The organism is Steroidobacter cummioxidans, assembly GCF_003104955.1.
In genome coordinates this window covers 178,859-199,033 of record NZ_LSRW01000006.1, presented here as the reverse complement: position 1 = coordinate 199,033, position 20,175 = coordinate 178,859, and the positions used below count along the sequence as shown (strand labels likewise).

Here is a 20,175-nt window from a genome sequence, read left to right as displayed (position 1 = left end):
TCAGCCACTGAACCCAATCTTGTATCCCCACGAATCCAGCTGCGTCGGGATTGCGTTGAACGCCAGCGTGATGCGCCGCTCGCCGGGGTTGGGCGGCACGGCGTGCATGATGTAGCTGGGGAACAAAACGATATCGCCCGGCTCGGGCTGCGGGCTGATCCACTTCTCGGCGTTGTACGGACCCGTGACCACACCGGCGTGATCGTTCTTGAAAGAGAACTCGGTGCCGCCCGGCGACTTCATGAACACCGTGCGCGAGTCCGGATGCGTCGGCGTCAAGTACGCGACGCCGGAGATGAAACTGTTGGCGTGATTGTGCATGGCCTGGCGGCCGCCGGTGTCGAGCAGGTTTACCCACATTTCCTTCAGTGCCCACGGCAGACGCTCGCCGAACAGCAACGCGCCGAACTCGCTCAGCATGGGCGTGATGGCGGTTGCCGCGGTGATCAGCAGCGGGCTGTCCGAGGGCTTCAGCATCGTCGTGTGCGAGAGGTTCGCCGAAGAATTGTTCAGGGTGTGTGCGTGCGCGCTGAAATGCGCGACCAATCCATCGACCAGCTGACGATCGAGCGCGCCGGGAATGCGCATGAACGGCGTGGGAAAAAGGCCAATGACCTCGGGCGTACCAGACATTTGTAGAGACTGCTTCGATGAATTCGCGCGCTGGCGCAACCTTCAATTGTAGGAAGCGAATTGCTACAGCTTTATGACGGCAGTGCCGACCGACTTCTCAGAAAGCGGTGCAAGCATCATCTAGCGTTCACAATGTAGTCATATCGGCTCTCTAGGCTGCGGAACCTTCTCACAACACCCGACAGCTTGAAGGGAGCTTCGATACAAATGACAGTTGCAATCACCCGGAGCCAGATCGCGACCGCGGTCGCGGCGGTTCTCAGTGTGGCCACGATGGCCGCCGCATCAGCCAAGGATTCGGGCAACTCCGCACCGGACGTGGGCCCGCGCGCCAAGGGCGTGTACGCGACCGGCGATTTCCACAATCACACCACCTGCTCTGACGGCGCTCTGTCGATGCAGAAGATGATCAAGAAGTCGGTCGACACGCAGGACACGCCCTGGGGTCTCGACTGGTTCGTGCAGGCCGGCCACGGCGGCAGCGGCAATCGTAATTGCACGCTCGTCGAAGACGCCTCGCTGAGCTCGGAGCCGTATCCGTACGTGCAGGGTCGCGGCCCGACCACCACCTGGGCAAACAGCATTGGCGCCGCCGCCGTGAAGGGCAACACCGGCTCTTCCAACGGCACCTCGACCACTGCGCTCGCCTCGCAGGCGAATCCCAGCATGTGGCGCTGGCAGTCGATCCAGGAATTTCAGTATGCGGTCAACGAGTATCTGAGCGGCCAGAAAAATCTGCCGATCTTCACGGGCCTGGAGTCCGTGGTGGCGGGTCACGAGCACACCTCGATGGCCGTGGTCAGCGGCCAGGTCGTCGGCAAGCACGGCGCCGTGGGTCCGGGCAGCTACGTGCCGGTCGGCGATGCGACGGCGCTCGCTCAGTGGTCGTACTGCTTCGATCGCGGTGACACCGACAACAGCCGCGGTGGCGCCAACAACTGGGATTGCTCGATCCCGGGCATCGACTATTCCAACAATCCGGATTGGAAGCCGAATGCCGCCAAGCTGTTCCCGGCCGGCGGTGCTGGCAGCGGCGAGCGCGGTCACCAGAAGACCGTCGACGCGCTGAAGTGGATGGCTGCTTACCATCCGTACACCAGCTACTACGTGCCGGCGCACCTCGAGCGCGCTGGACCGTTCAACCCGGACGGCAACAACGGTTTCAACATCGAGCACCTGCGTAACTTCAACAATGCCGCGCCGAAGATCGCGTTCGGCTTTGAAACGCAGCCTGGCCACCACGCTTCTGACAACCGCGGCGAATACAGCCCCGACCGTAACAGCATCGGTGGCGTTCGCGTCGACAGCGTCGGCAGCACGACTTGGGGCGGCACTGGCGTCTATGGCGCGCAGGTCGGCGGCGTGTGGGACGCGCTGCTGGGCGACGGCCGCAACTTCTGGTTCTTCGCCAGCTCCGACTGGCACAACCGCGGCAGCTTCGCTCCGGACGATCGCCGTTCTACCCAGGACTTCTATCCTGGCGAATATCAGCGCGACTTCGTGATGGTGCGTCAGACCAGCCGTGAGAAGGGTGGCATCGCCAATCCGCAGGAGATCGTGGACGGTCTGCGCAGCGGCAACAGCTGGACCGCTTCCGGTCAGCTGATCGACCGTCTGGCATTCGTTGCTTGCTCCGACAAGCGCTTCAAAGGCGACGCCGGCGCGGCCGAGCTCGAGGCGCTGGCTCTGGAAGCGGCGAAGAACGGCACCGAAGTAAACATCAACGCGAACTGCGCGGTCATGGGCGAGAAGCTCAAGATCAACAACAACGACGACGTGGTTGTGGCGGTCGTGGTGCGTGATCCGTCCGGCGTGAACTACTCGCCGTACACCTTCGCGAACCCGTCGCTGCTCCAGATCAACAAGACGCAGCCGATGAACCAGCCCGAGCTGGATCACTTCGACGTGATCAGCGGTCTGGTGACCGGCATGAAGAAGCCGAGCTCGCCGGAGTACTCGGGTCAGTGGCCGGATAACTGGTCCGACAACCCGGATATGAACACCGTGCCCGCGGGTGCCAAGAACACCTCGGCCGGCATTCTGAAGACCTTTGGCAACGGCACCTGGAAGTCGGACGGCGAGTACAAGATCGCATCGTTCCGTGTGTCCGGCGTGAAGGCCTCGCAGTACCTGCGTCTGCGTGGCACCAACCTGCCGGCGTCTACGCCTTATGAGACCGATGCGGACGGCAACCCGCTCGCGGACATCTTCACGAACGCAAGCGATCCGTCCAAGTTGCGGATCCCCTGCACGACGAGCATGTCCACGCCGATTCCGGCCAACACGGTCTACACCGGCGCCGACATCGACGGCTGCCCGGCCCACATGGCGCGCTTCCCGGCCGTCACGGGTCAGCAGTACGTCAGCTATGACGTGGCCGCTTGGGCCGACCTGTGGTTCTACAGCAACCCGGTCTTCATCGAAGTGAAGAACGGCGTCGTTGTCGCTGGCGTGAAGTAACCCTTCTCGCTATCGAGACCATCAGAACGCCGCGCGGCAACGCGCGGCGTTCCTTTGTTTCTGTCGGGGCGATTACATATGTCATCTGTTTTGTCGGGTTCCGAGATGGGTTCGACTGCCAGCTCGACCGCCGAGCCGGCCAAGAGCGTCCGCTGGACGCGCGAGCCGTTGTTTCATTTCATTCTGATCGGCGCCGTGCTGTTTGGCGTCGACTCGCTGATCGCCGGCCAGGCCGACGATCCGAATCGCATCGAGCTGGATGCCCAAGTGGACGCCGAAGCTCAGCAGACGTTCGAAGCCGCTCGGGGGCGCAAGCCCAATGCCGAGGAGCTGCGCGCGCTGCGGCAGGTGTGGCTCAATAACGAAGTGCTATATCGCGAAGGCCTGGCGCTGGGCCTCGACAAGGGCGACAAGTCCATCCGCGAGCGCGTGATCTTCAAGGCGCTGAGCATGGTCGATACCAGCACCAAGCGTCCCGAGTACGACGAAAAAGTGCTGCGCGAATGGTTCGAGAAGAACCGCTCCCGCTATGACACTCCACAGCGATTCAATTTCCAGGAAGCCGTGCTGTCCGGCGAGGTTTCCGAAGCCACGGTGCGCTCGTTCGTCAGCGCGCTGAATGCCGGAGCTACGCCTGACGTGCAAGCCGGGCTGCGCGTGTTCACGGATCGTCCGCACGCAACGATCGTTCAGGCCTATGGCGAAGAGTTCGCAACCACGCTGGAAAGCTCGCCGCCGGGTGAGTGGCGTGCCTTGCAGACCAAGGGTGGCTGGCGCGCGATGCGGCTCGAATCCGCCGTTGCCGCTGAGGCGGCAGATTTCGACCGGCTGCGTGGCGTCGTGACGCAAGACTGGACGGACGCCGTGATGTCCGAGCAACGCAGCGCCGCCGTCGGTGTGTTGGCAAAGAAGTACACCATCGTGATCGATGGAGTGAAGCAGTGATGCGCAAGCTTCATCTGTTACTGCTTGCGCTCCTGGCGCTGGTTTCCAGCGCCGTCTCCGCCCATGAGTTGAGCATGGCGGAAATGGAAGTGCGCGAGACCTCGCCGGGCGAATTCTTGTGGCAATGGACGGCCAGCAGCGACAAGGCGCCCGCCGTCGTGCTCGCGCCCGTGTGGCCCGAGAGCTGCGAGGCGGACATGAACATGCTCCACTGCGGCGAGAAAGGCTTGTTCGGCACGCTCCGCGTCGACGGCGTCGGCGCGGACTACTCGGCCGCCATCGTGAAGATTTTCTGGCTCGATGGTCAGAACCGGGTGTTTACGCTCACCACCCGCCAACCGGAAGTGCACTTGTATGGCTCGGCCGACGACAAGCGCGGCATGGGCGAGATCGCGTGGGCCTATGTGACCTTGGGTGTCGAGCACATCCTCGCCGGCTTCGATCATTTGCTGTTCGTGCTGTCGCTGCTGTTCCTGGTCGGCTTCAACAAACGACTGGTGTACACGATCAGCGCCTTCACGCTCGCGCACAGCCTTACGCTGGCGTTGAGTTCGCTGGGTTTGCTGACGCTGCGTCCGCCGCCGGTGGAAGCAACGATCGCGCTGTCCATCATGCTGGTCGCCGGCGAAGCGCTGAACAAGGATCAAACGCTTTCACGGCGCTGGCCGGCACTGGTCGCGTTCCTGTTCGGTCTCATCCATGGCTTGGGCTTCGCGGGCGCGCTGTCAGAAATCGGCCTGCCGCAGAACAATCTGTTCGTGGCATTGCTCACATTCAATCTGGGCGTGGAGATGGGGCAGCTGCTGGTGGTGATCCTTTGCTACGGGGTGTATCGCGCCCTGGCAACGCGGCCGCAATTTGTCGCTGCGCGGACACCGGCGCTCTATGCCATCGGCGGGCTCGCGGCTTATTGGTCGATCGATCGCGTCGTTGGCATCCTGGCGTGAACGACACATCGCAATGGTCAGCATGATTCGCCAGACCGGCGGCGCCTTGAGCGCCGCCTTTTTTATCGCGGCCCGGGCTGAGTGCCCGGTCGAGTTGCTCAGCGTGCGGTTGACCGCGAGCTTCTAGTTCTACTGCTGTTCCGTCAGCGCTGCTTCGACATCGTCGAGCAGCGACTGCGCGGTCTGGGTGACGCCGTCGTTGTCGCTGTGATAGATCGCACGGCGCATCACGTCCCTGACCTGACTGTCGCGGTCGCCATCGCGCAAGGCGAGGGAGTGCAGGGAACGTAGCGCAATGTGACGATCGACTTCCGGCTCGCCGGTGTCGAGCACGTCCTTCAGCGCAGGCAGCGCCTGAGCTTTCGGCGCATTGGCCAGCTTGGCAATCGCGGCGGCGCGAATCTTGGGATCGCTGTCTTGCGTATCCTTGATCCATTGCTCGACCGTGTCGGGTCGCGTGGGTCGGTGTGCGGCGGCAGCGGCCGCGGCTGATTCGGTTTTAGTTTCAGATGCCGTTGGGGGCGCTACGGCGGTGCTGGTCGCTGTCGTTGCCTCGGATTCGACTGCCGATGTTTCGGCTGCTACTAGTTGTTCTGGCGCCCGCGCCATTGCGGATGTTACGTCAGCGGTCTCAGGCGACTCTCGGCTCACGTGCATATAAGCAAGGCCGCCGCAGGCGGCGAGCATCGTCGAACCGATGATGATGACTGAAGGTCGCATCTTGGCCTCAGTGAATGCCAGTGTTCGTGCCCAGCGAATTCCACGGCAGCGCTTGCACGAATGCGTCGAGCGCCGCGTCGTGGTCATTGTCCGCGAGCTTGGCGTGGGCCAGTACCTTCACGTGCCAGCGACCCGTCGTGAAGTAATAAAGATTGGTGTGCTCGCCGGGCGTTTCCGGGTCGGTCGCGTATTTGATCTTGATGCCCTTCAAGTCTTTCGCGGCATCGAGTTGAAACGGTGCTTCCGAGTCGATCTTCGCGCCTTCACCCGCCTTACGCGCCGCCGTTGCTTTCGCACCATCGATGTTTGCGTCGATCGCCGCCGAGTCCGCGGCATACACATCCACTTCGATTGCGCCTTTCAGTGCTCCCGTCTCCTGGCGATACTCCGCGCCCGCATCGTTGTTGCCGTCAATATTGTATGGCTGCAACACCCGCGCGAAATGCCCCACGTCCTGCGGAAACAGCCAGCCGCTGTCGACATGACACCAGGCCCCTTCATTGCCGTACTTATGTAACGGGTCGGCCATGCTGGAGGCACTGGTCAGAGTGGACGAAATGAGTAGCGCGAGCAGCGCGGGAGCCTTGCCGAACCGTTTCATGAGCCGAACAACCTGTCGTGAGCAAAAGTCGCCGTGACCAGGATATGTCGGGATTGTGACAGGCGTATGGAAACCCCCATCAGCGCGTCCGAAGCGCTGATGGCCAATCGCTCAAGCGGTCTTTGCGACCGGTGCCGTGCGATTTGTCTGGATCCGCGATACTGGAGTAGCGGTGTCGAAGCGGGCCCCGCCGACCAGATAGGAGTGAACGTCGGCAGCGAACAGGCGCATCTGTTCCTGGATGGCCCGGTTACGCCGGAGCAGCCAGTTGTAGCCCATGACCGCGGGCACGGCCACGAACAAACCGATGGCGGTCATGACCAGCGCCTCGCCGATCGGGCCGGCGATTTGTTCGAGGCTGGGCTGGCCGGACAGGGAGATGCGGGTCAATGCATTCAAGATGCCCCACACGGTGCCGAGCAGGCCGATGAACGGTGAGACCGAGCCGGTCGTGGCCAGAATGGCCAGGCCCATTGAAAGTCGCGCGGTGACACTTTCCATCGAGCGTTGCAGAGCGATCGCCAACCATTCGTTGAGCGGCATTTCTGCGGTGAGATGGCCTTGGTGATATTGCTTCGCGCGGATGCCGTCCTCGGCCAGCATGCGAAACACATTCTCACGGTTACCGAGCGCTGCAATGCCGTCGTGCAGATTGCCCGAGGTCCAGAATTTCCGGCGCGTCTCCTGGAAATCCTTGTTGATGCTGCGCTGGTCCCAAAGCCGGGTCAGCGTGATGAACCAGCAGGCGAATGACATCACCACCAGGATGATCAGGATGGCATAGGCCAGTCCGTCCGCCTCTTTGAGAAAGCCAAAGATATCGAATTTATTGTGGACCGCTGCTGCATCGTTGGCCATGGGACTGCCTCGTGTTGTTACAAGATATTCATCCATCATCGACCACAGAAGTCGTAATGACTATGACAGTTGTAGTAGAGCTGTGCAAGCGACTTGCAGGATCTACTACAACGGGCGTAGGCTGGCTGCCATTGATAGGTTGAGGTCGGAATGCCGTCGCAGAAGCTCAGCAAGCTGGAATTGACCATCATGGAGACGCTGTGGACCCACGGCGCCTGCTCCATCCGTGAGATTCACGATGCCTTCCCAAAGCGGCGCCGGCCTGCGTACACCACAGTGCAGACCATGGTGTACCGGCTGGAAGCGAAGGAAATGCTGAGGCGCGCCAAGAAAATCAGCAACGCGCATATATTCGAGGCCACCATCACGCGCGAAGCGGCCGAGCGCCGCCTGATCGATGACCTGCTCGGCCTGTTCGGCGGGCGGGCACAGCCGGTGATGGCGCATCTCATCGAGTCGGGGAAACTGACGATGGGTGACATCAAGGAAGCCGAGAAGCTGCTGCGCGGGATCGGCAAGAAGGACGAGAGCGCATGACCGCACTCGCGTTGCACCTGTGGCAATCGACCTTGGTCCTGATTGCGGCATGGGGGCTGACGCGAGTGTGCCGGCGCAATGCTGCCGAAATCCGTTACTGGATCTGGTTGTGCGCGTCGTTGAAGTTCCTGCTGCCGTTCAGCTTGTTACAACAGCTGGGCGATTACCTCGGCCGGTCGTTGCCAGCGCCGATCACGCTGGCGCCGCGGTGGATCGAAACGGGCAGCGCCCTCTTTGTGCCTTCTATCGACGGCGTCGGCGGACTCAATCACTCGGTGCTGCCGAATCTAACGACGATCGCGATCACGGTCTGGGCATTGGGCTCGGTCGCGCTGCTGTTGCGCTGGTTGACGCAATGGCTGGCAATGCGTTCGATGCTGGCGTCCGCGCCGTATTTGCCAATGGATTTGCCCATCCCGGTTCGCGTCACTGCAGCGGGTCTGACGCCCGGCGTGTTCGGTGTTTTTCGACCGGTGCTGATATTGCCGCGGGCTGTCATGCGCGAGCTGAGTGCATCGCAGATACAAACCGTGCTCGCGCACGAGATGTGTCACGTCCGCCGTCGTGACAATCTGACCGCCGCCATCCACAAGCTCATCGAAGTGGCTTTCTGGTTCCATCCCCTGGTGTGGTGGATTGGCGCGAATCTGCTGCGCGAGCGCGAGGCGGCTTGTGACGAATCGGTTATCGAGGATGGTCATGAGCAGGTGGTGTACGCGGAGTCGCTGCTGCACGTCTGCCGGCTCGGCGTGACGGCGAGATTTGCTGGTGTGGCCGCTTCGAGCGGCGGCGATTTGAAGCAGCGGATGACGTCCATTCTGAGTCCGGAGCGTGCCTCGCCCATCGATCAGCCCCGCTTCGCGTTGTTGCTGATGACCGCGATGGCGCTCTGCTATGGCCCCGTGCTGGCGGGTGTTACCACGGGTGCCGCGCGTGCGACCTCAGATGGCGGGCGCATCATCTTCGAGGCGATCACGCTTACATCGTCCGAGCCGGTTTGGTGGCGCGACGCGAAGTTCGATCCCGCCGGCCGCCTGTCGCTCGACCACGTTTCTTTGCGAGATCTGATTGCGCGGGCGTATCCCGACTCGCGTGTGAACGGAGATCCCGAGCTGATCGATCGCGTCTACTACGACATCCGCGCGAGCTGGCGCTCCGACAGCGAAGCCAGTGAACGCAGCGTGTACCGCGAGTTGTTGAAGAACATTCTGCGCACGAATTCCAACCTGCAGCTGTACGTCAAACAAGGGTGCGATATCGACTGCGCCTGGGTGCCGGGCGAGCTGGTAGCAGGTCGCACCTACCTCTGAATGCGGCAGCCCGCCTCGCACAGAGGCGGGCTGCATTGTGCTCAAAGCTTCTCTGGATCGACGAACAGATCCTGCACCTGCATCGGCCGCTGCGTCAGCTTCTGTTGGTACGCTGTGGTGGCGAGTGCTTCGATGGTCTGCAGATTCGCAGCCATGCCGTAGGGCAGCGGGTCGTGGCCCACGATCTGTCTCAGCTTTGCGTACTTCTGATCGGACGCGCTCTTTGCTTCGCCGGCATCCAAGCGTTTCAGCCATTCATCCTTCGCTTGCGAGAAGGCCTTGAACAGCGACCTGGCAACCCAGGGATAGTCGGCCAACACGGAGTCCTTCACGACAATGGTCCCATGCATCGGGTAGATGCCGGTGCGCCGGTACCAATCGGCTTCGAGCGCCTCCGCATTCGGGAACAGGTCGGGATAGTGCGCCTCGACAGTCTTCCAGCCACCGGTGGGATTGCCGGTGCGACCAACGCCCGCATTGCCGTGAAAGCCCGCGGCCAGTTCGCCGTCAGCCATCATGTCGGCGAGCGAGCGACCCGGCTGCGTACGGATCACGTTGGGCGGCAGCTGCAGTTGTGTCACGTGCTCTTCGTCGTCCACCACCCAGGTCACTTTGGACGAGTCGAGGCCGAACTCATCGATCAGCACGGCGCGCGTCCAGACGCCGGTCGTTACGGAATAAGCCCGCACGCCCACCTTGCGACCTTCGAGATCCTTCGGGGTCGCGATGCCCGCGTCCGGGCGGACCAGCAAGCCGGCGTGATGAAAACGGCGCAGGACGAAGATAGGTAAAGCGACGAAGGGGGCGCCATGGGCGCGGGCGATGATGTAGGTCGTCGGAGCCAGCTCGCAGACGTCGAATTCAACCTGGCGCACCATGCGCCGAAAGGCGGCGATTTGCGGCTCGACCGTGACGATCTCGGCGTCGACGCCTTCGATGGGAATCGAGCCGTTGCGCACGGCGGCGGTGTGCGGGTAGTCCGCCACCGCGATTTTCAGATGCACCTTGGCAGCCAAAACAGTTTCTCCTGGTAGTCTCGTGCGCGCCAACAATGCCCAACCGTCCGCCCGCCGGTGCAATCAAAAGGCGCCCCCAAGCTATAAGTTCTCCCTGCCCGGAAGACTTATCGGGGCAGCCGCAAAATCAATGATCGATTCCGGCCCGGATGCATTAGCTTGTGGTGAGCAACGACTCGCCCAAGCTGCAGCAATGATTATCGATTGTCACGGTCACTTCACCACCGCTCCCCGGACCCTGCATGACTGGCGCGCCAGGCAGCTTGCCGCCGTCAACGAGCCGGCCAACCAACCAAAAGCCTCAGAGCTGAAGATCTCCGACGACGAGATTCGCGCGGCCATTGGCGGTGGCCAGCTGAAGATGCAGCAGGAGCGCGGCGGCGACCTGACGATCTTCTCGCCGATCGCCGGACAGATGGCGCATCACCTCGGCAATCAGCAGACCAGCTATGTCTGGTCCGAGGTCGCCAACGATCTCATCTATCGGGTCTGCGAGCTGTTCCCCAACCACTTCGCACCGGTGTGCCAGCTGCCGCAGTCGCCTGGGCAATCGCCCGAGAACTGTATTCCGGAACTGCGCCGTTGCGTCGAGCAGCTCGGCTTCGTCGGCTGCAATCTGAGTCCCGATCCTTCCGGTGGCTATTGGAAGGATCCGCCGCTGACCGACCGCTGGTGGTATCCGCTGTATGAAGAGCTGGTGCGTCTGGATGTGCCGGCCATGGTCCACGTCAGCTCGTCGTGCAACCCGTGCTTCCACGGCACCGGCGCGCACTACATCAACGGCGACACGACGGCGTTCATGCAGTTCCTGCTGTCCGACCTGTTCAAGGACTTCCCGAAGCTGCGCTTCATCATTCCCCATGGCGGCGGTGCCGTGCCGTATCACTGGGGACGCTATCGCGGGATCGCACTCGATCAGAAGCGCGAGATCGAAACGCTGTTGAACAATGTGTACTTCGACACTTGTGTGTATCACCAGCAGGGTGTCGAGTTCCTAACCAACGTCATACCGATCGAGAACATTCTGTTCGGCTCGGAAATGATCGGCGCGGTGCGCGGCCGAGACCCGGACACCGGCGAGTATTTCGACGATACGAAGAAATACGTGGATGCGTGCTCGAGGCTGTCGGCACAGGACCGCAACAAGATCTTCGAAGCGAACGCGCGTCGTGTCTATCCGCGCCTGGATGCGCGGCTGAAGAAGCTCGGCAAGTAACTATTCATTGCACGGTCTGAAGGAGTCTCTGTGTCGGAACTTCCGCGTCTCAACGGCATCATCAAGGCTTGGGAACAGGGCCGGCCGGCGTATGCCTCGTTCGCTCCTCCGGGGCGTCGAGCGGCGATCGAGTTCAGCAGCGCGCCGTACGATGCCGTCGTGTTCGAGATGGAACACAACTCGTGGGATGCCGAGGAACTCGAGGTCACGCTGCAGTTCATGCTGAACCGCAAGCAGATCCTTGAAAGCGGCACGCTCGCGCCGACGGTGACGCCCATCGTTCGCATTCCCGCCAATGGCGTCGAGAACAATCAATGGCTCGCGAAGCAGGCGCTGGATCGCGGCGTGTATGGCGTCGTGTGGCCGCACGTGAGCACCGCCGAACAAGCCTACAACGCGGTGTCAGCCTGTCGTTATCCGCGGCCGAAAGATGCGCCTTACCACGAGCCCATCGGCATGCGCGGCGATGGCCCGCACACCTGCTCTCGCTATTGGGGACTCACGCAGCAGGAATATTACTCACGCGCCGATGTATGGCCACTCAATCCCAAGGGTGAAGTGCTGGTGTTCCTGATGATCGAGGACGTTGCTGGTGTGCAGAACCTCGATGACATCCTGCGCAACGTGCCCGGCATCGGCTGCGTGCTGATCGGCGAGGGCGACTTGAGTCAGGAGCTCGGTGTACCGCGTCAGTACGAACATCCCATCGTCAAGGAAGCCATGGATCAGATCGTCGCCACGTGCAAGAAGCACGGCATGCGCGTCGGTCATCCGCATGTGACGAGCAAGAACGTCGAAAGCGTGGTGGCGCAGGGCTATTCGTTCCTCATGTCCTCGCCCGTCAAGACTTACGGTGCCATCGAGAAGGCACGGCAACTGGCGGGCGGCTGAGCCCACCGCCACCGTCTCAAACAAGGTGAAACAAAGCATGGTCGCCCGGTTCATCGATATACATCCGCACATCTGTTCGCCCGATATCGGCCGCTATCCGCGCGCGCCGCTGTTCGGCAAACAGTCCGACTGGTCCAAGGATCGGCCCGTGACTGCCGAAGGCTTGATCGCTGCGATGGATGAAGCCGGGGTGGACAAGGCCGCGATCGTGCAAGCGTCGACCTGCTACGGCTATGACAACTCCTACCTGTGCGACTCCATTGCCCGATTTCCGCATCGACTCACAGCAGTGGGTTCAGTAGATGTTCTGCAACCCGATGCGCCGAAGATGATTCGCCATTGGGTCGAGCGCGGTACCAACGGCTTTCGCCTATTTACCGGCGGGAGCACGGCGGCATTCGATCCGAGCACGTTGGATGATCCGCGCTCGTTCCCAACCTGGCAGTTGCTCGGCGAGCTGGGGCTGTCGATGTGCATTCAGACCGATCCCGTCGGTCTGGCGCAGGTGGCGGGGCTGGCCAAGCGCTTTCCCAAAGTGCGTATCGTGCTCGATCACCTCGGACGCCCCGATGTGACCGATGGTCCTCCGTACAAGAGGGCGTCGAGTCTGTTCGGTCTGGCGCCATTCGAGAATATCTATTTGAAGCTGACGCCGCGCATCTTCGGCGACGTGCGCAAGGAGCAGGCGTCGGCCGAAACATTCTTCCCGCGGCTGGTGGATGTGTTCGGTGCGAATCGTCTGGCATGGGGTTCGAATTTCCCGGCGTCGGAGGGCGAGCTGAGCAGCAATCTGGAAATTGCCAGGCACAGTCTCGCCTGCGTGTCCGAGCAGGAGAGAGAATGGATCTTCGCCAAGACAGCTCAGGTTCTGTATCCCGCACTGGCTTGATGCGCGCGCAATACTTATAGCTCAGCATCAGGTTTGGATTAGCGCCGCCACGGCGCCGAGCGCATCGTGGCGGCCTATGCAGCTTAGAACCAACCTCGCCGATTACCCCGTCACCTTGGCCATGAAGGATGGCCGCGTCACTTCGCCGCTGGTCACTCTGGATTGTCGTGGCCCGAAGACGGCGCACGACGGCTTCAAAGCCATGCTGCGCGAAAATGCCTTCGACTGCGGCGAGCTGGCCATCATCACGTATCTGCAAGCCAAGGCTTATGGCAAGCCTTGGGTGCTGTTGCCGACGCCGATCTCGGGTCGTTTCCAACATCACTGCATTGGCTTCAACATCGAGCACGGTGAGCTGCAGCCCAAAGACATCGAAGGTCGCATCGTGGGCGTGCGCACGTATGCGCAAACGACAGGGCTGTGGGTGCGCGGCATCCTTCAGCACGAATACGGCGTGGATCTCGACAAGGTCGCGTGGCTGACGGTCGACGAGTCGCATCTGAGCGAATACAGCGATCCGCCGAACTGCCGCAAATTGCCGAAGGGCAGCAAGATCGACGAGATGATGATGAATGGCGAAGTCGCTGCCGCCATTCTCGGCGTCGACATGCCGAAGGATCCGCGCGTGCGCACGCTGGTGCCGGATCCTCACAAGGCCGCCGCTCAGTGGTACGAGCGTGAAGGTTTGATTCCGATCAATCATTTGTTCGTCGTGCACGAAGATCTCACCAAACAGCGTCCCGACGTCGTGCGCGAGATCGCTCGCATGATCAAAGAGAGCCGCTCGTACGCCCCGTCGTCGGTGGTGGCCGGCTTGCCGCCGCTGGGCCTGGAGGCCAATCGCAAGGGTCTGGAAATGGCCATCGATTGGTCGTACGAGCAGAAGATCATCCCGCGCCGGATCAAGGTCGATGAATTGTTCAACGATGTGACCGCCGGCCTGGGTGTTTGATGGACAGGGCGAGCGGTGGTCAGATTCTGGTAGAGGCGCTTCGCGCGCAGGGTGTCGATCGCGTGTATTGCGTGCCGGGCGAAAGCTATTTGCCCGTGCTGGACGCATTACACGATGCGTCCGAGATCGCAGTGGTCAGCGCTCGGCATGAGGGGGCCGCTGCGAACATGGCCGAGGCCGACGGCAAGCTCACGGGCCGGCCTGGCATCTGCTTCGTCACGCGCGGGCCGGGCGCGACGCATGCGGCTGTCGGCGTGCACACCGCGCTTCAAGATTCCACGCCGATGATTCTGTTTATCGGCCAGGTTGCACGACATGCGCGCGATCGCGAAGGATTTCAGGAAGTCGACTTTCGCGCGATGTTTGCCCCGCTCGCCAAGTGGGCGGCGGAGATCGACAGCGCGGCTCGCATTCCCGAGTACGTCGCGCGAGCCTATCGAGTGGCGATGTCGGGCAGAGCGGGGCCGGTCGTACTGTCGTTGCCCGAAGATATGTTGTCGGAAGTGGTCACGTCGCCCGCGTACGCGAAGTCCATCAGTGCGGCGAGTGCGGCACCGAGAGCGACTGATCTCGATGCGTTCTCGACGATGCTTGGCGCGGCATCGCGGCCCTTGCTCGTTGTGGGCGGTACCGGCTGGACGGCGAGCAGCTGTCGCAATCTTGTCGAGTTCGCGCGTCGCAATGAGTTGCCGGTGGTCGCGAGCTTCCGCCGCCAGGATCTCATCGACAATCGCCACGAGAACTACTGTGGCCACCTCGGCCTCGGCGCCGATGCAAATCTGACCGAACGGCTGAAGAGCGCGGATCTGGTGATCGCCATCGGCTCGCGGCTCGGAGAGAACACAACGAACGGCTATACGTTGCTGACGCCGACGGTGCCGCACCAAGCGCTGATTCACGTGCATCCGGACCCGAATGAGCTGGGTCGCGTGTATCAGCCAGCGCTGGCGATCGCCTGCGGTCTCGCAGATTTCGCCAATACGCTGCCAGGCATCGACGTGGCCGGGCGCGACAAGCGCACGGCATGGCTGCGAGAAGCGCGCGAGGCGTATGTGAAATTCAGTACGCCGGTGATGCCGACGTCGAAGTTCGTCGATATGGCAGCGGTCGTCGCGTGGCTCAGCGAGCATCTGCAGGACGATGCACTTATTGCAAACGGCGCAGGCAACTACACCGTCTGGCTGCACCGCTATTTCCGTTATCGGCAGCTGCGCACGGAGTTGGCGCCCACAAGCGGCGCTATGGGGTACGGCGTGCCGGCGGCGATCGCTGGCAAGCTGCGCTATCCGGATCGCGAAGTCATCGCGTTCGCGGGCGACGGCTGTTTCCAGATGTATCCGCAGGAACTCGGCACCGCAGTTCAGCACGGCGCCAATGTGATCACGCTCGTGGTCAACAACGGCACCTACGGCACCATTCGCATGCATCAGGAGCGGCGGTATCCCGGGCGAGTGGTCGCGACGGACCTCGTGAATCCGGACTTTGTCGCGATGGCCCGGAGTTATGGTGCATTCGCGGAGCGCGTCGCAACCACAGAATGCTTCCCGGCGGCCTATTGTCGGGCGGCGGCCAGCGGCAGGCCGGCGGTGCTGGAGTTGATCGTGGATCCGGTGCAGCTGTCGCCGGCGTTCCGGATTTCGTCACAAACGGTTACATGAAAACGGGGTTTTCTGGGCTAGACTGAGACCGGATCGGACTATAAGGACGGCAGGAATAACCACCGTCCAGATCGAGTTGGGGGTGGCATGAGCGAGTCGAGTGTGCAGCCGACGGAGTTTCCTACCAGCATCCGTCATCTCAAGGTGTTCGACAGCGTCGGTCAGCTGCACGGCGTGCGGCGGGCTTCCGACGAATGTCATTTGTCCCAGCCGGCAGTCACTCAGGCCATCGCCAAGCTCGAAGAGCAGATGGGCGTCACGTTGCTCGACCGGCGCGCCAGCGGTAGCTATCTCAACGAGTTCGGCATCATTTTCCATCGCCGCACGCAGCGCTTGTTCGCGCAGTTCGAGCAGGCGCTGATCGAGCTCGGCGTGCCCAGCCGCCCCATTCCGATCGCGCGTATTGCCGGCCGCATTTCAAAGACGCAGATTCGCAGCCTCATCGCCATCGTCGAGAACGGCTCGTTCGCCCAGGCGGCGCGGTCGCTCGGTGTTTCACAAACCTCGTTGCAACGGGCCGCGCGAGATCTCGAACGCAATCTGCGCACACCGCTTTACACGCAAACGGCATCCGGCATCGTCGCAACCCATGCCGCGGCCGAGTTCGCTCGCAAGGTGAAGCTGGCGTTGCGTGAGATTCAGTGGGGCATCGAAGAAGTCGAAGCAGCTCGCGGCAACATCGGTGGTGAAATCGTCATCGGCGCGATGCTGCTTGCCGGCAGCGTGCTGTTGGCGTCGGTGATCAACGAGTTCGTCTCGATGTACCCGAATGCGAACGTTCGCATCCTGAATGGCAATGCCGACGACATGATCCGCTATCTACGCAGCGGTGATGTCGACGTGGTCATCGGGTTGTTGAGGGATCGCGTCGCTGACGATCTCAAGCATCAGGCGCTGGCGGCCACTCCGTACGTCGTCGTCGCGCGCCACGGACATCCGCTCCACCAGAAATCGCATGTCACGCTCGACGATCTGGCTGACTACGAGTGGATCATCGGCACACCCGGTGCGGCGCGGCGCATTCGCTACGACAAGCTGTTCGACGGTCGCCGCCAGCCGATGGCGCGTATTGCGACCTGCTCGCTGCCGACGGTGCGGTTGCTGCTGTCCCAGAGCGATCGGCTGACGCTGCTGACCTCGTATGAGCTGTTGTACGAGGAGGACGCGCTGGCCGCGGTACCGTTCGGTCCGATCGAGCCGGTGCCGTACATCGGCTTGATGACGCGCGAGAACTGGTTGCCGACCCACTTGCAAGCCAACTTCCTGGAGCTGATCCATCGTCAGGTGGTCGGCTCGCTCAAGCCGGAGACGGTGCTCAAGCGTCTGACTGAATCGAAGCACAGCGGCAGTCAGAGCATTCAGTCGGCGCTGCGTCCCGCATTGACACCGGCGCCGACCCGATAAACGTCAGCGGTCCGACCAGTACATGAAGCCGAAGCCTTCACCGGTGCCGGCTTCGGTGCGAATCACCGGCACGTAGTCGACCAGGTTCATCTTGAAGCCGAGCTGCGAGCTCGCGACCATCACCGGCACGTACAACTTCACTTCCGAAGTGCCGGACTGATACGAGTTGTTGTCGATCTGCGCCAGGCCCTCGAAATCGTACTCGCGGAAATACTGCAGGAATTGCTGGTCGAGCTGCTCGTCCCACACGAAGTGCGACAGTCCGCCCGAGGCGATCAACGCGACTTTCTTGTCGCTGTCCCAGGCTTTGATGGCCTCGAACAACGTCTTACCGAACTGGATGCTCCGGCGCATCGACGGCTGATTCGGCGGATAGAACGTGTTCATGATGATGGGCACGTTCGGCACGACGTCATCGCGCATGATCTGGTGATAGATGAAGCCGTACGCATGCGGCACGACCTGGCCCTGTGGCTTCATCCAGACGTTGTCCGGCCACTTGAGCACTTCGGTCATGTCGAAGCCGGCGTCCTGGAACGATTTGATCAGATGCAGCGCCAGCTCCGGGTGCGCGGGGTACGTGACTGGTTTATCAGGCGCGTACACGGCCCGTTGCGGCGGTCCGTTATGGATGGTGTCGCCCATGTAGATCGCCAGCGACGGCGACGTATCGATGAATATTTCCTTTTGATCCTTGCCGAGAATGACGGCGACGTCAGGTTGATGTTCGAGATACACACGACGCAACGTTTCCAGCGCCTGACCGCAGCGAGCCATGCGGGCACGGCGCTCTTCGAGCGTCAGGTACTTATCGAGGCCTTCGCTGGTGCGCGCCGCCGCCAACTCTGGAAATGTCCAGCTGCGATTGCGAAACCACAGCTGCGGATTCTTGCGGTCGCGCTCGCCATCCTCCAGCAAGCTCTCGGCGGCTTTGCCGAGCATGCCGCTGTGAGGCACCGCCATACCAAGGACTATCCGGGCCATGTCTTCTCCACAGAATGCGAAGTGTGATCGTTGCACATTCGCCGCCGCGCCGCCGCCCTATCGCCGGTCGAAGTTATATCCAGTGACTGGAAACCAATCAGGGCCCGTGTGAGCTGCGGTGTAAAGATCCCCGGCGTTCGACAAGCACGCTCAAAACGGGGGAAGGAAGCAATGAACGTAAGGAAAGTTCTGAGTGCGGTTTCCGTGGCGCTGCTCGCCGCCCACATCGGGCACAGCCCGGAAGCTCTAGCTGAAGATGCCAATACTTGGAATCTTGTCCCGGCCGTGGTCGCGCAAGGTGGCGGCACCAAGGGCAGCATCCTGTTGAATCGACTCGGTCCCACCAAGTCCGACCTGTACATCGCAAACGCCGACGGCACGGGCGAGACGCCGCTGTTCGCCACCTCGCAGATGGATTATCACGCCTCGTTCTCCAAGGACGGCGTGTGGATCGTATTCACGTCGGAGCGCGACGGCCGCGGCAATTCAAACATCTATCGCGTCAAGGCGGATGGCACGAGCGTGCAGCGCCTGACCAATCATTCGGCCGTGGACGATTCGGCTGTGTTTTCGCCGGACGGAAAGTTCATCGCGTTTGTTTCGTCGCGCAATACCGGCTGGACGAACGTCTGGACGCTCAACATTGCGACCGGCGCCTTGAAGAATCTCACCGCCTCGATTCCCTTCAATGCCAGCAAGCCGCACAGCTACATGAAGCCGGCGTGGTCGCCGGACGGCAAGTGGATCGCATTCTCCTCCGATCGCAACAGTGAGTGGCGCGGTCACGACGCACCGCATGGCTGGGAACGCACGCAGGAAAACAGCATCTATGTCATCAAGCCCGATGGCTCGGGCTGGCGTCAGGTCGCGACGCGCGCCGGCTATTCGCAGGGCTCGCCATCGTGGTCGCCGGACAGCAAGCGCGTCGTGTTCTACGAGAGCACCACCGAAGACACTTGGGGCGCGCGGCGTCCGGAGAGGATCGCGTTGGTGGCTTCGCAGATCGTGTCGGTCGACGTTACGACGGGCGTTCGCACTGAGTACACCACCGGCGGCGGTTACAAAGTGTTCCCGCAATACTTGGATGCGACCACGATTGCGTATCACATCAAGGGCGGTCCGCTCGAAGGCATCTACACCACGGCGGGTACAATGGCGGCGATGAAGGGCTGGCGATCGCCGCGCTATTCGACGAGCGGCAAGGTGATCTACGAGAAAGTCTCGTTCCTGCCGGCGTATGCGCAGTACGCACCGATGTACAGCTTCGAGAGCGGCTGGGAGTACAAGTACACCGACGTGTTTCCGCAATTGTCGAAAGACAAGTCGACCCTGGTCATCACCGCAAAACACATCAACTCGTCCATCGACGTGATGGATGCGCAGGACGGCGCGAACCGTCGTCGCGTGTACGATTCGACGATGAGCGGTCTGCCGCCGGATCAAGTGGCGCGCGGTCTGGCAGGCGCGTTTCAACCGACGTGGTCGCCGGACGGTCAATGGCTCGCGTTCGGCGTCGGCCAATGGTTCCAGGAGCGTCGCACGGGCGTTGCCAGCATTCAGCGCATTCGCATCGACGGCACGGGGCTGGAAGTGCTGACCGATGGCTCGATCCATTCGGGCTTCCCGAGCTACTCCGCGGACGGCAACAAGATCGTGTATCGCGTGTGGAGCGAGACGGTGAAAGGCCTGCGCATCCTGAACCTGACGGATCGCACCACTCAGGTGCTGACCACCGAGGCGGACAATCTGCCGAGCTGGTCGCCGGACGGCAGCAAGATCGTGTTTACGCGTCGGGTGGATGAGACGAACTTCGATGTGTTCACCATCAAGCCGGACGGCACGGGCCTGAAGCGGTTGACGACTTCGGGCGCGAACGACGGTCACGCGATCTGGCGCTACGACGGCAAGATCCTGTGGAGCACGGGCATGTTCGGCTTCCGCGACGAAGTGGCGCTCTACGAGAACACCTTCCAGCCGGACGGTCAGAACTGGATCATGAATGCCGATGGCAGCGGCAAGTACGCCGTCACCGATACCCTTTGGGAAGAGGCGATGCCGCTGTACATTCCCAAGCCTTGAGCTGATCGCCGAGTAGCGCGGCAGTGGCGCTGTGTCCGCACGGCGCCACTGTTTGCGTAGGTAAGCTTTGATTAT

At 61.8% G+C, this 20,175-nt stretch carries 18 protein-coding genes; 12 read left to right on the top strand and 6 right to left on the bottom strand.

The window, feature by feature from the left end; all coding sequences use genetic code 11:
- Positions 1-633, bottom strand: a complete 633-nt coding sequence (locus D0550_RS05315) for a putative 2OG-Fe(II) oxygenase (RefSeq protein WP_116808066.1) — start codon at positions 631-633, stop codon at positions 1-3.
- Positions 634-840: 207 nt separating this feature from the next.
- On the opposite strand from D0550_RS05315, the gene D0550_RS05310 reads away from it, so the two are divergent.
- From D0550_RS05310 to D0550_RS05300, 3 genes are all read left to right on the top strand, one after another.
- Positions 841-3,093, top strand: a complete 2,253-nt coding sequence (locus tag D0550_RS05310) for a hypothetical protein (protein ID WP_116808065.1) — start codon at positions 841-843, stop codon at positions 3,091-3,093.
- Between the two features lie 105 nt (positions 3,094-3,198).
- Positions 3,199-4,038, top strand: coding sequence for a peptidyl-prolyl cis-trans isomerase (locus D0550_RS05305; RefSeq protein ID WP_241520729.1), 840 nt, complete (start codon positions 3,199-3,201; stop codon positions 4,036-4,038).
- Positions 4,038-4,985: a HupE/UreJ family protein gene (locus D0550_RS05300; RefSeq protein WP_116808063.1), complete on the top strand. Its 948-nt coding sequence runs from the start codon at positions 4,038-4,040 to the stop codon at positions 4,983-4,985. The genes D0550_RS05305 and D0550_RS05300 overlap by 1 nt, the downstream gene beginning before the upstream one ends.
- Positions 4,986-5,114: 129 nt before the next feature.
- Here the strand turns inward: D0550_RS05300 and D0550_RS05295 are convergent, their stop codons facing one another.
- From D0550_RS05295 to D0550_RS05285, 3 genes are all read right to left on the bottom strand, one after another.
- A complete protein-coding gene (locus tag D0550_RS05295) occupies positions 5,115-5,705 on the bottom strand; it encodes a HEAT repeat domain-containing protein (RefSeq protein ID WP_161965645.1) in 591 nt (196 codons plus the stop codon).
- A 7-nt stretch (positions 5,706-5,712) separates the two neighbouring features.
- Positions 5,713-6,306, bottom strand: a complete 594-nt coding sequence (locus D0550_RS05290; RefSeq protein WP_116808061.1) for a hypothetical protein — start codon at positions 6,304-6,306, stop codon at positions 5,713-5,715.
- A 111-nt stretch (positions 6,307-6,417) separates the two neighbouring features.
- Positions 6,418-7,164: a MotA/TolQ/ExbB proton channel family protein gene (locus D0550_RS05285; protein ID WP_116808060.1), complete on the bottom strand. Its 747-nt coding sequence runs from the start codon at positions 7,162-7,164 to the stop codon at positions 6,418-6,420.
- A gap of 150 nt (positions 7,165-7,314) precedes the next feature.
- On the opposite strand from D0550_RS05285, the gene D0550_RS05280 reads away from it, so the two are divergent.
- Entirely contained in the window at positions 7,315-7,701 is a 387-nt protein-coding gene (locus tag D0550_RS05280; RefSeq protein WP_116808059.1) for a BlaI/MecI/CopY family transcriptional regulator, read from the top strand.
- On the top strand, positions 7,698-9,011 hold the full coding sequence (locus D0550_RS05275) for a M56 family metallopeptidase (protein ID WP_116808058.1): 1,314 nt from the start codon (positions 7,698-7,700) through the stop codon (positions 9,009-9,011). Before D0550_RS05280 ends, D0550_RS05275 begins: the two co-directional genes overlap by 4 nt.
- 41 nt (positions 9,012-9,052) lie before the next feature.
- Here the strand turns inward: D0550_RS05275 and D0550_RS05270 are convergent, their stop codons facing one another.
- Positions 9,053-10,027, bottom strand: a complete 975-nt coding sequence (locus D0550_RS05270) for an ABC transporter substrate-binding protein (protein WP_116808057.1) — start codon at positions 10,025-10,027, stop codon at positions 9,053-9,055.
- 193 nt (positions 10,028-10,220) lie between these two features.
- Here D0550_RS05270 and D0550_RS05265 point away from each other — a divergent pair, with 193 nt between their 5' ends.
- The 6 genes from D0550_RS05265 to D0550_RS05240 all read left to right on the top strand — a co-directional run bounded on the left by D0550_RS05265 (position 10,221) and on the right by D0550_RS05240 (position 17,037).
- On the top strand, positions 10,221-11,243 hold the full coding sequence (locus D0550_RS05265; protein WP_116808056.1) for an amidohydrolase family protein: 1,023 nt from the start codon (positions 10,221-10,223) through the stop codon (positions 11,241-11,243).
- Between the two features lie 30 nt (positions 11,244-11,273).
- Complete coding sequence (locus D0550_RS05260; RefSeq protein WP_116808055.1) at positions 11,274-12,134, top strand: HpcH/HpaI aldolase family protein; 861 nt, start codon at positions 11,274-11,276, stop codon at positions 12,132-12,134.
- Between the two features lie 37 nt (positions 12,135-12,171).
- A complete protein-coding gene (locus D0550_RS05255; protein ID WP_116808054.1) occupies positions 12,172-13,023 on the top strand; it encodes an amidohydrolase family protein in 852 nt (283 codons plus the stop codon).
- 76 nt (positions 13,024-13,099) lie between these two features.
- A complete protein-coding gene (locus tag D0550_RS05250; protein WP_116808053.1) occupies positions 13,100-13,975 on the top strand; it encodes a substrate-binding domain-containing protein in 876 nt (291 codons plus the stop codon).
- On the top strand, positions 13,975-15,633 hold the full coding sequence (locus tag D0550_RS05245; RefSeq protein WP_116808052.1) for a thiamine pyrophosphate-binding protein: 1,659 nt from the start codon (positions 13,975-13,977) through the stop codon (positions 15,631-15,633). Before D0550_RS05250 ends, D0550_RS05245 begins: the two co-directional genes overlap by 1 nt.
- Before the next feature lie 87 nt (positions 15,634-15,720).
- Entirely contained in the window at positions 15,721-17,037 is a 1,317-nt protein-coding gene (locus D0550_RS05240; protein ID WP_116808051.1) for a LysR family transcriptional regulator, read from the top strand.
- A 3-nt stretch (positions 17,038-17,040) separates the two neighbouring features.
- Here the strand turns inward: D0550_RS05240 and D0550_RS05235 are convergent, their stop codons facing one another.
- Complete coding sequence (locus D0550_RS05235) at positions 17,041-18,021, bottom strand: DODA-type extradiol aromatic ring-opening family dioxygenase (RefSeq protein WP_116808050.1); 981 nt, start codon at positions 18,019-18,021, stop codon at positions 17,041-17,043.
- Between the two features lie 171 nt (positions 18,022-18,192).
- Between D0550_RS05235 and D0550_RS05230 the strand changes: the two genes are divergently transcribed.
- Entirely contained in the window at positions 18,193-20,100 is a 1,908-nt protein-coding gene (locus D0550_RS05230) for a TolB-like translocation protein (protein WP_116808049.1), read from the top strand.
- Positions 20,101-20,175: the final 75 nt, after the last annotated feature.

Bases quoted from the DNA above. Each gene is read 5' to 3' on its own strand.
- D0550_RS05315 (WP_116808066.1), bottom strand. From the start codon at position 633: ATGTCTGGTACGCCCGAGGTCATTGGCCTTTTTCCCACGCCGTTCATG.
- D0550_RS05310 (WP_116808065.1), top strand. From the start codon at position 841: ATGACAGTTGCAATCACCCGGAGCCAGATCGCGACCGCGGTCGCGGCG.
- D0550_RS05305 (WP_241520729.1), top strand. From the start codon at position 3,199: ATGGGTTCGACTGCCAGCTCGACCGCCGAGCCGGCCAAGAGCGTCCGC.
- D0550_RS05300 (WP_116808063.1), top strand. From the start codon at position 4,038: ATGCGCAAGCTTCATCTGTTACTGCTTGCGCTCCTGGCGCTGGTTTCC.
- D0550_RS05295 (WP_161965645.1), bottom strand. From the start codon at position 5,705: ATGCGACCTTCAGTCATCATCATCGGTTCGACGATGCTCGCCGCCTGC.
- D0550_RS05290 (WP_116808061.1), bottom strand. From the start codon at position 6,306: ATGAAACGGTTCGGCAAGGCTCCCGCGCTGCTCGCGCTACTCATTTCG.
- D0550_RS05285 (WP_116808060.1), bottom strand. From the start codon at position 7,164: ATGGCCAACGATGCAGCAGCGGTCCACAATAAATTCGATATCTTTGGC.
- D0550_RS05280 (WP_116808059.1), top strand. From the start codon at position 7,315: ATGCCGTCGCAGAAGCTCAGCAAGCTGGAATTGACCATCATGGAGACG.
- D0550_RS05275 (WP_116808058.1), top strand. From the start codon at position 7,698: ATGACCGCACTCGCGTTGCACCTGTGGCAATCGACCTTGGTCCTGATT.
- D0550_RS05265 (WP_116808056.1), top strand. From the start codon at position 10,221: ATGATTATCGATTGTCACGGTCACTTCACCACCGCTCCCCGGACCCTG.
- D0550_RS05255 (WP_116808054.1), top strand. From the start codon at position 12,172: ATGGTCGCCCGGTTCATCGATATACATCCGCACATCTGTTCGCCCGAT.
- D0550_RS05250 (WP_116808053.1), top strand. From the start codon at position 13,100: ATGCAGCTTAGAACCAACCTCGCCGATTACCCCGTCACCTTGGCCATG.
- D0550_RS05245 (WP_116808052.1), top strand. From the start codon at position 13,975: ATGGACAGGGCGAGCGGTGGTCAGATTCTGGTAGAGGCGCTTCGCGCG.
- D0550_RS05240 (WP_116808051.1), top strand. From the start codon at position 15,721: ATGAGCGAGTCGAGTGTGCAGCCGACGGAGTTTCCTACCAGCATCCGT.
- D0550_RS05235 (WP_116808050.1), bottom strand. From the start codon at position 18,021: ATGGCCCGGATAGTCCTTGGTATGGCGGTGCCTCACAGCGGCATGCTC.
- D0550_RS05230 (WP_116808049.1), top strand. From the start codon at position 18,193: ATGAACGTAAGGAAAGTTCTGAGTGCGGTTTCCGTGGCGCTGCTCGCC.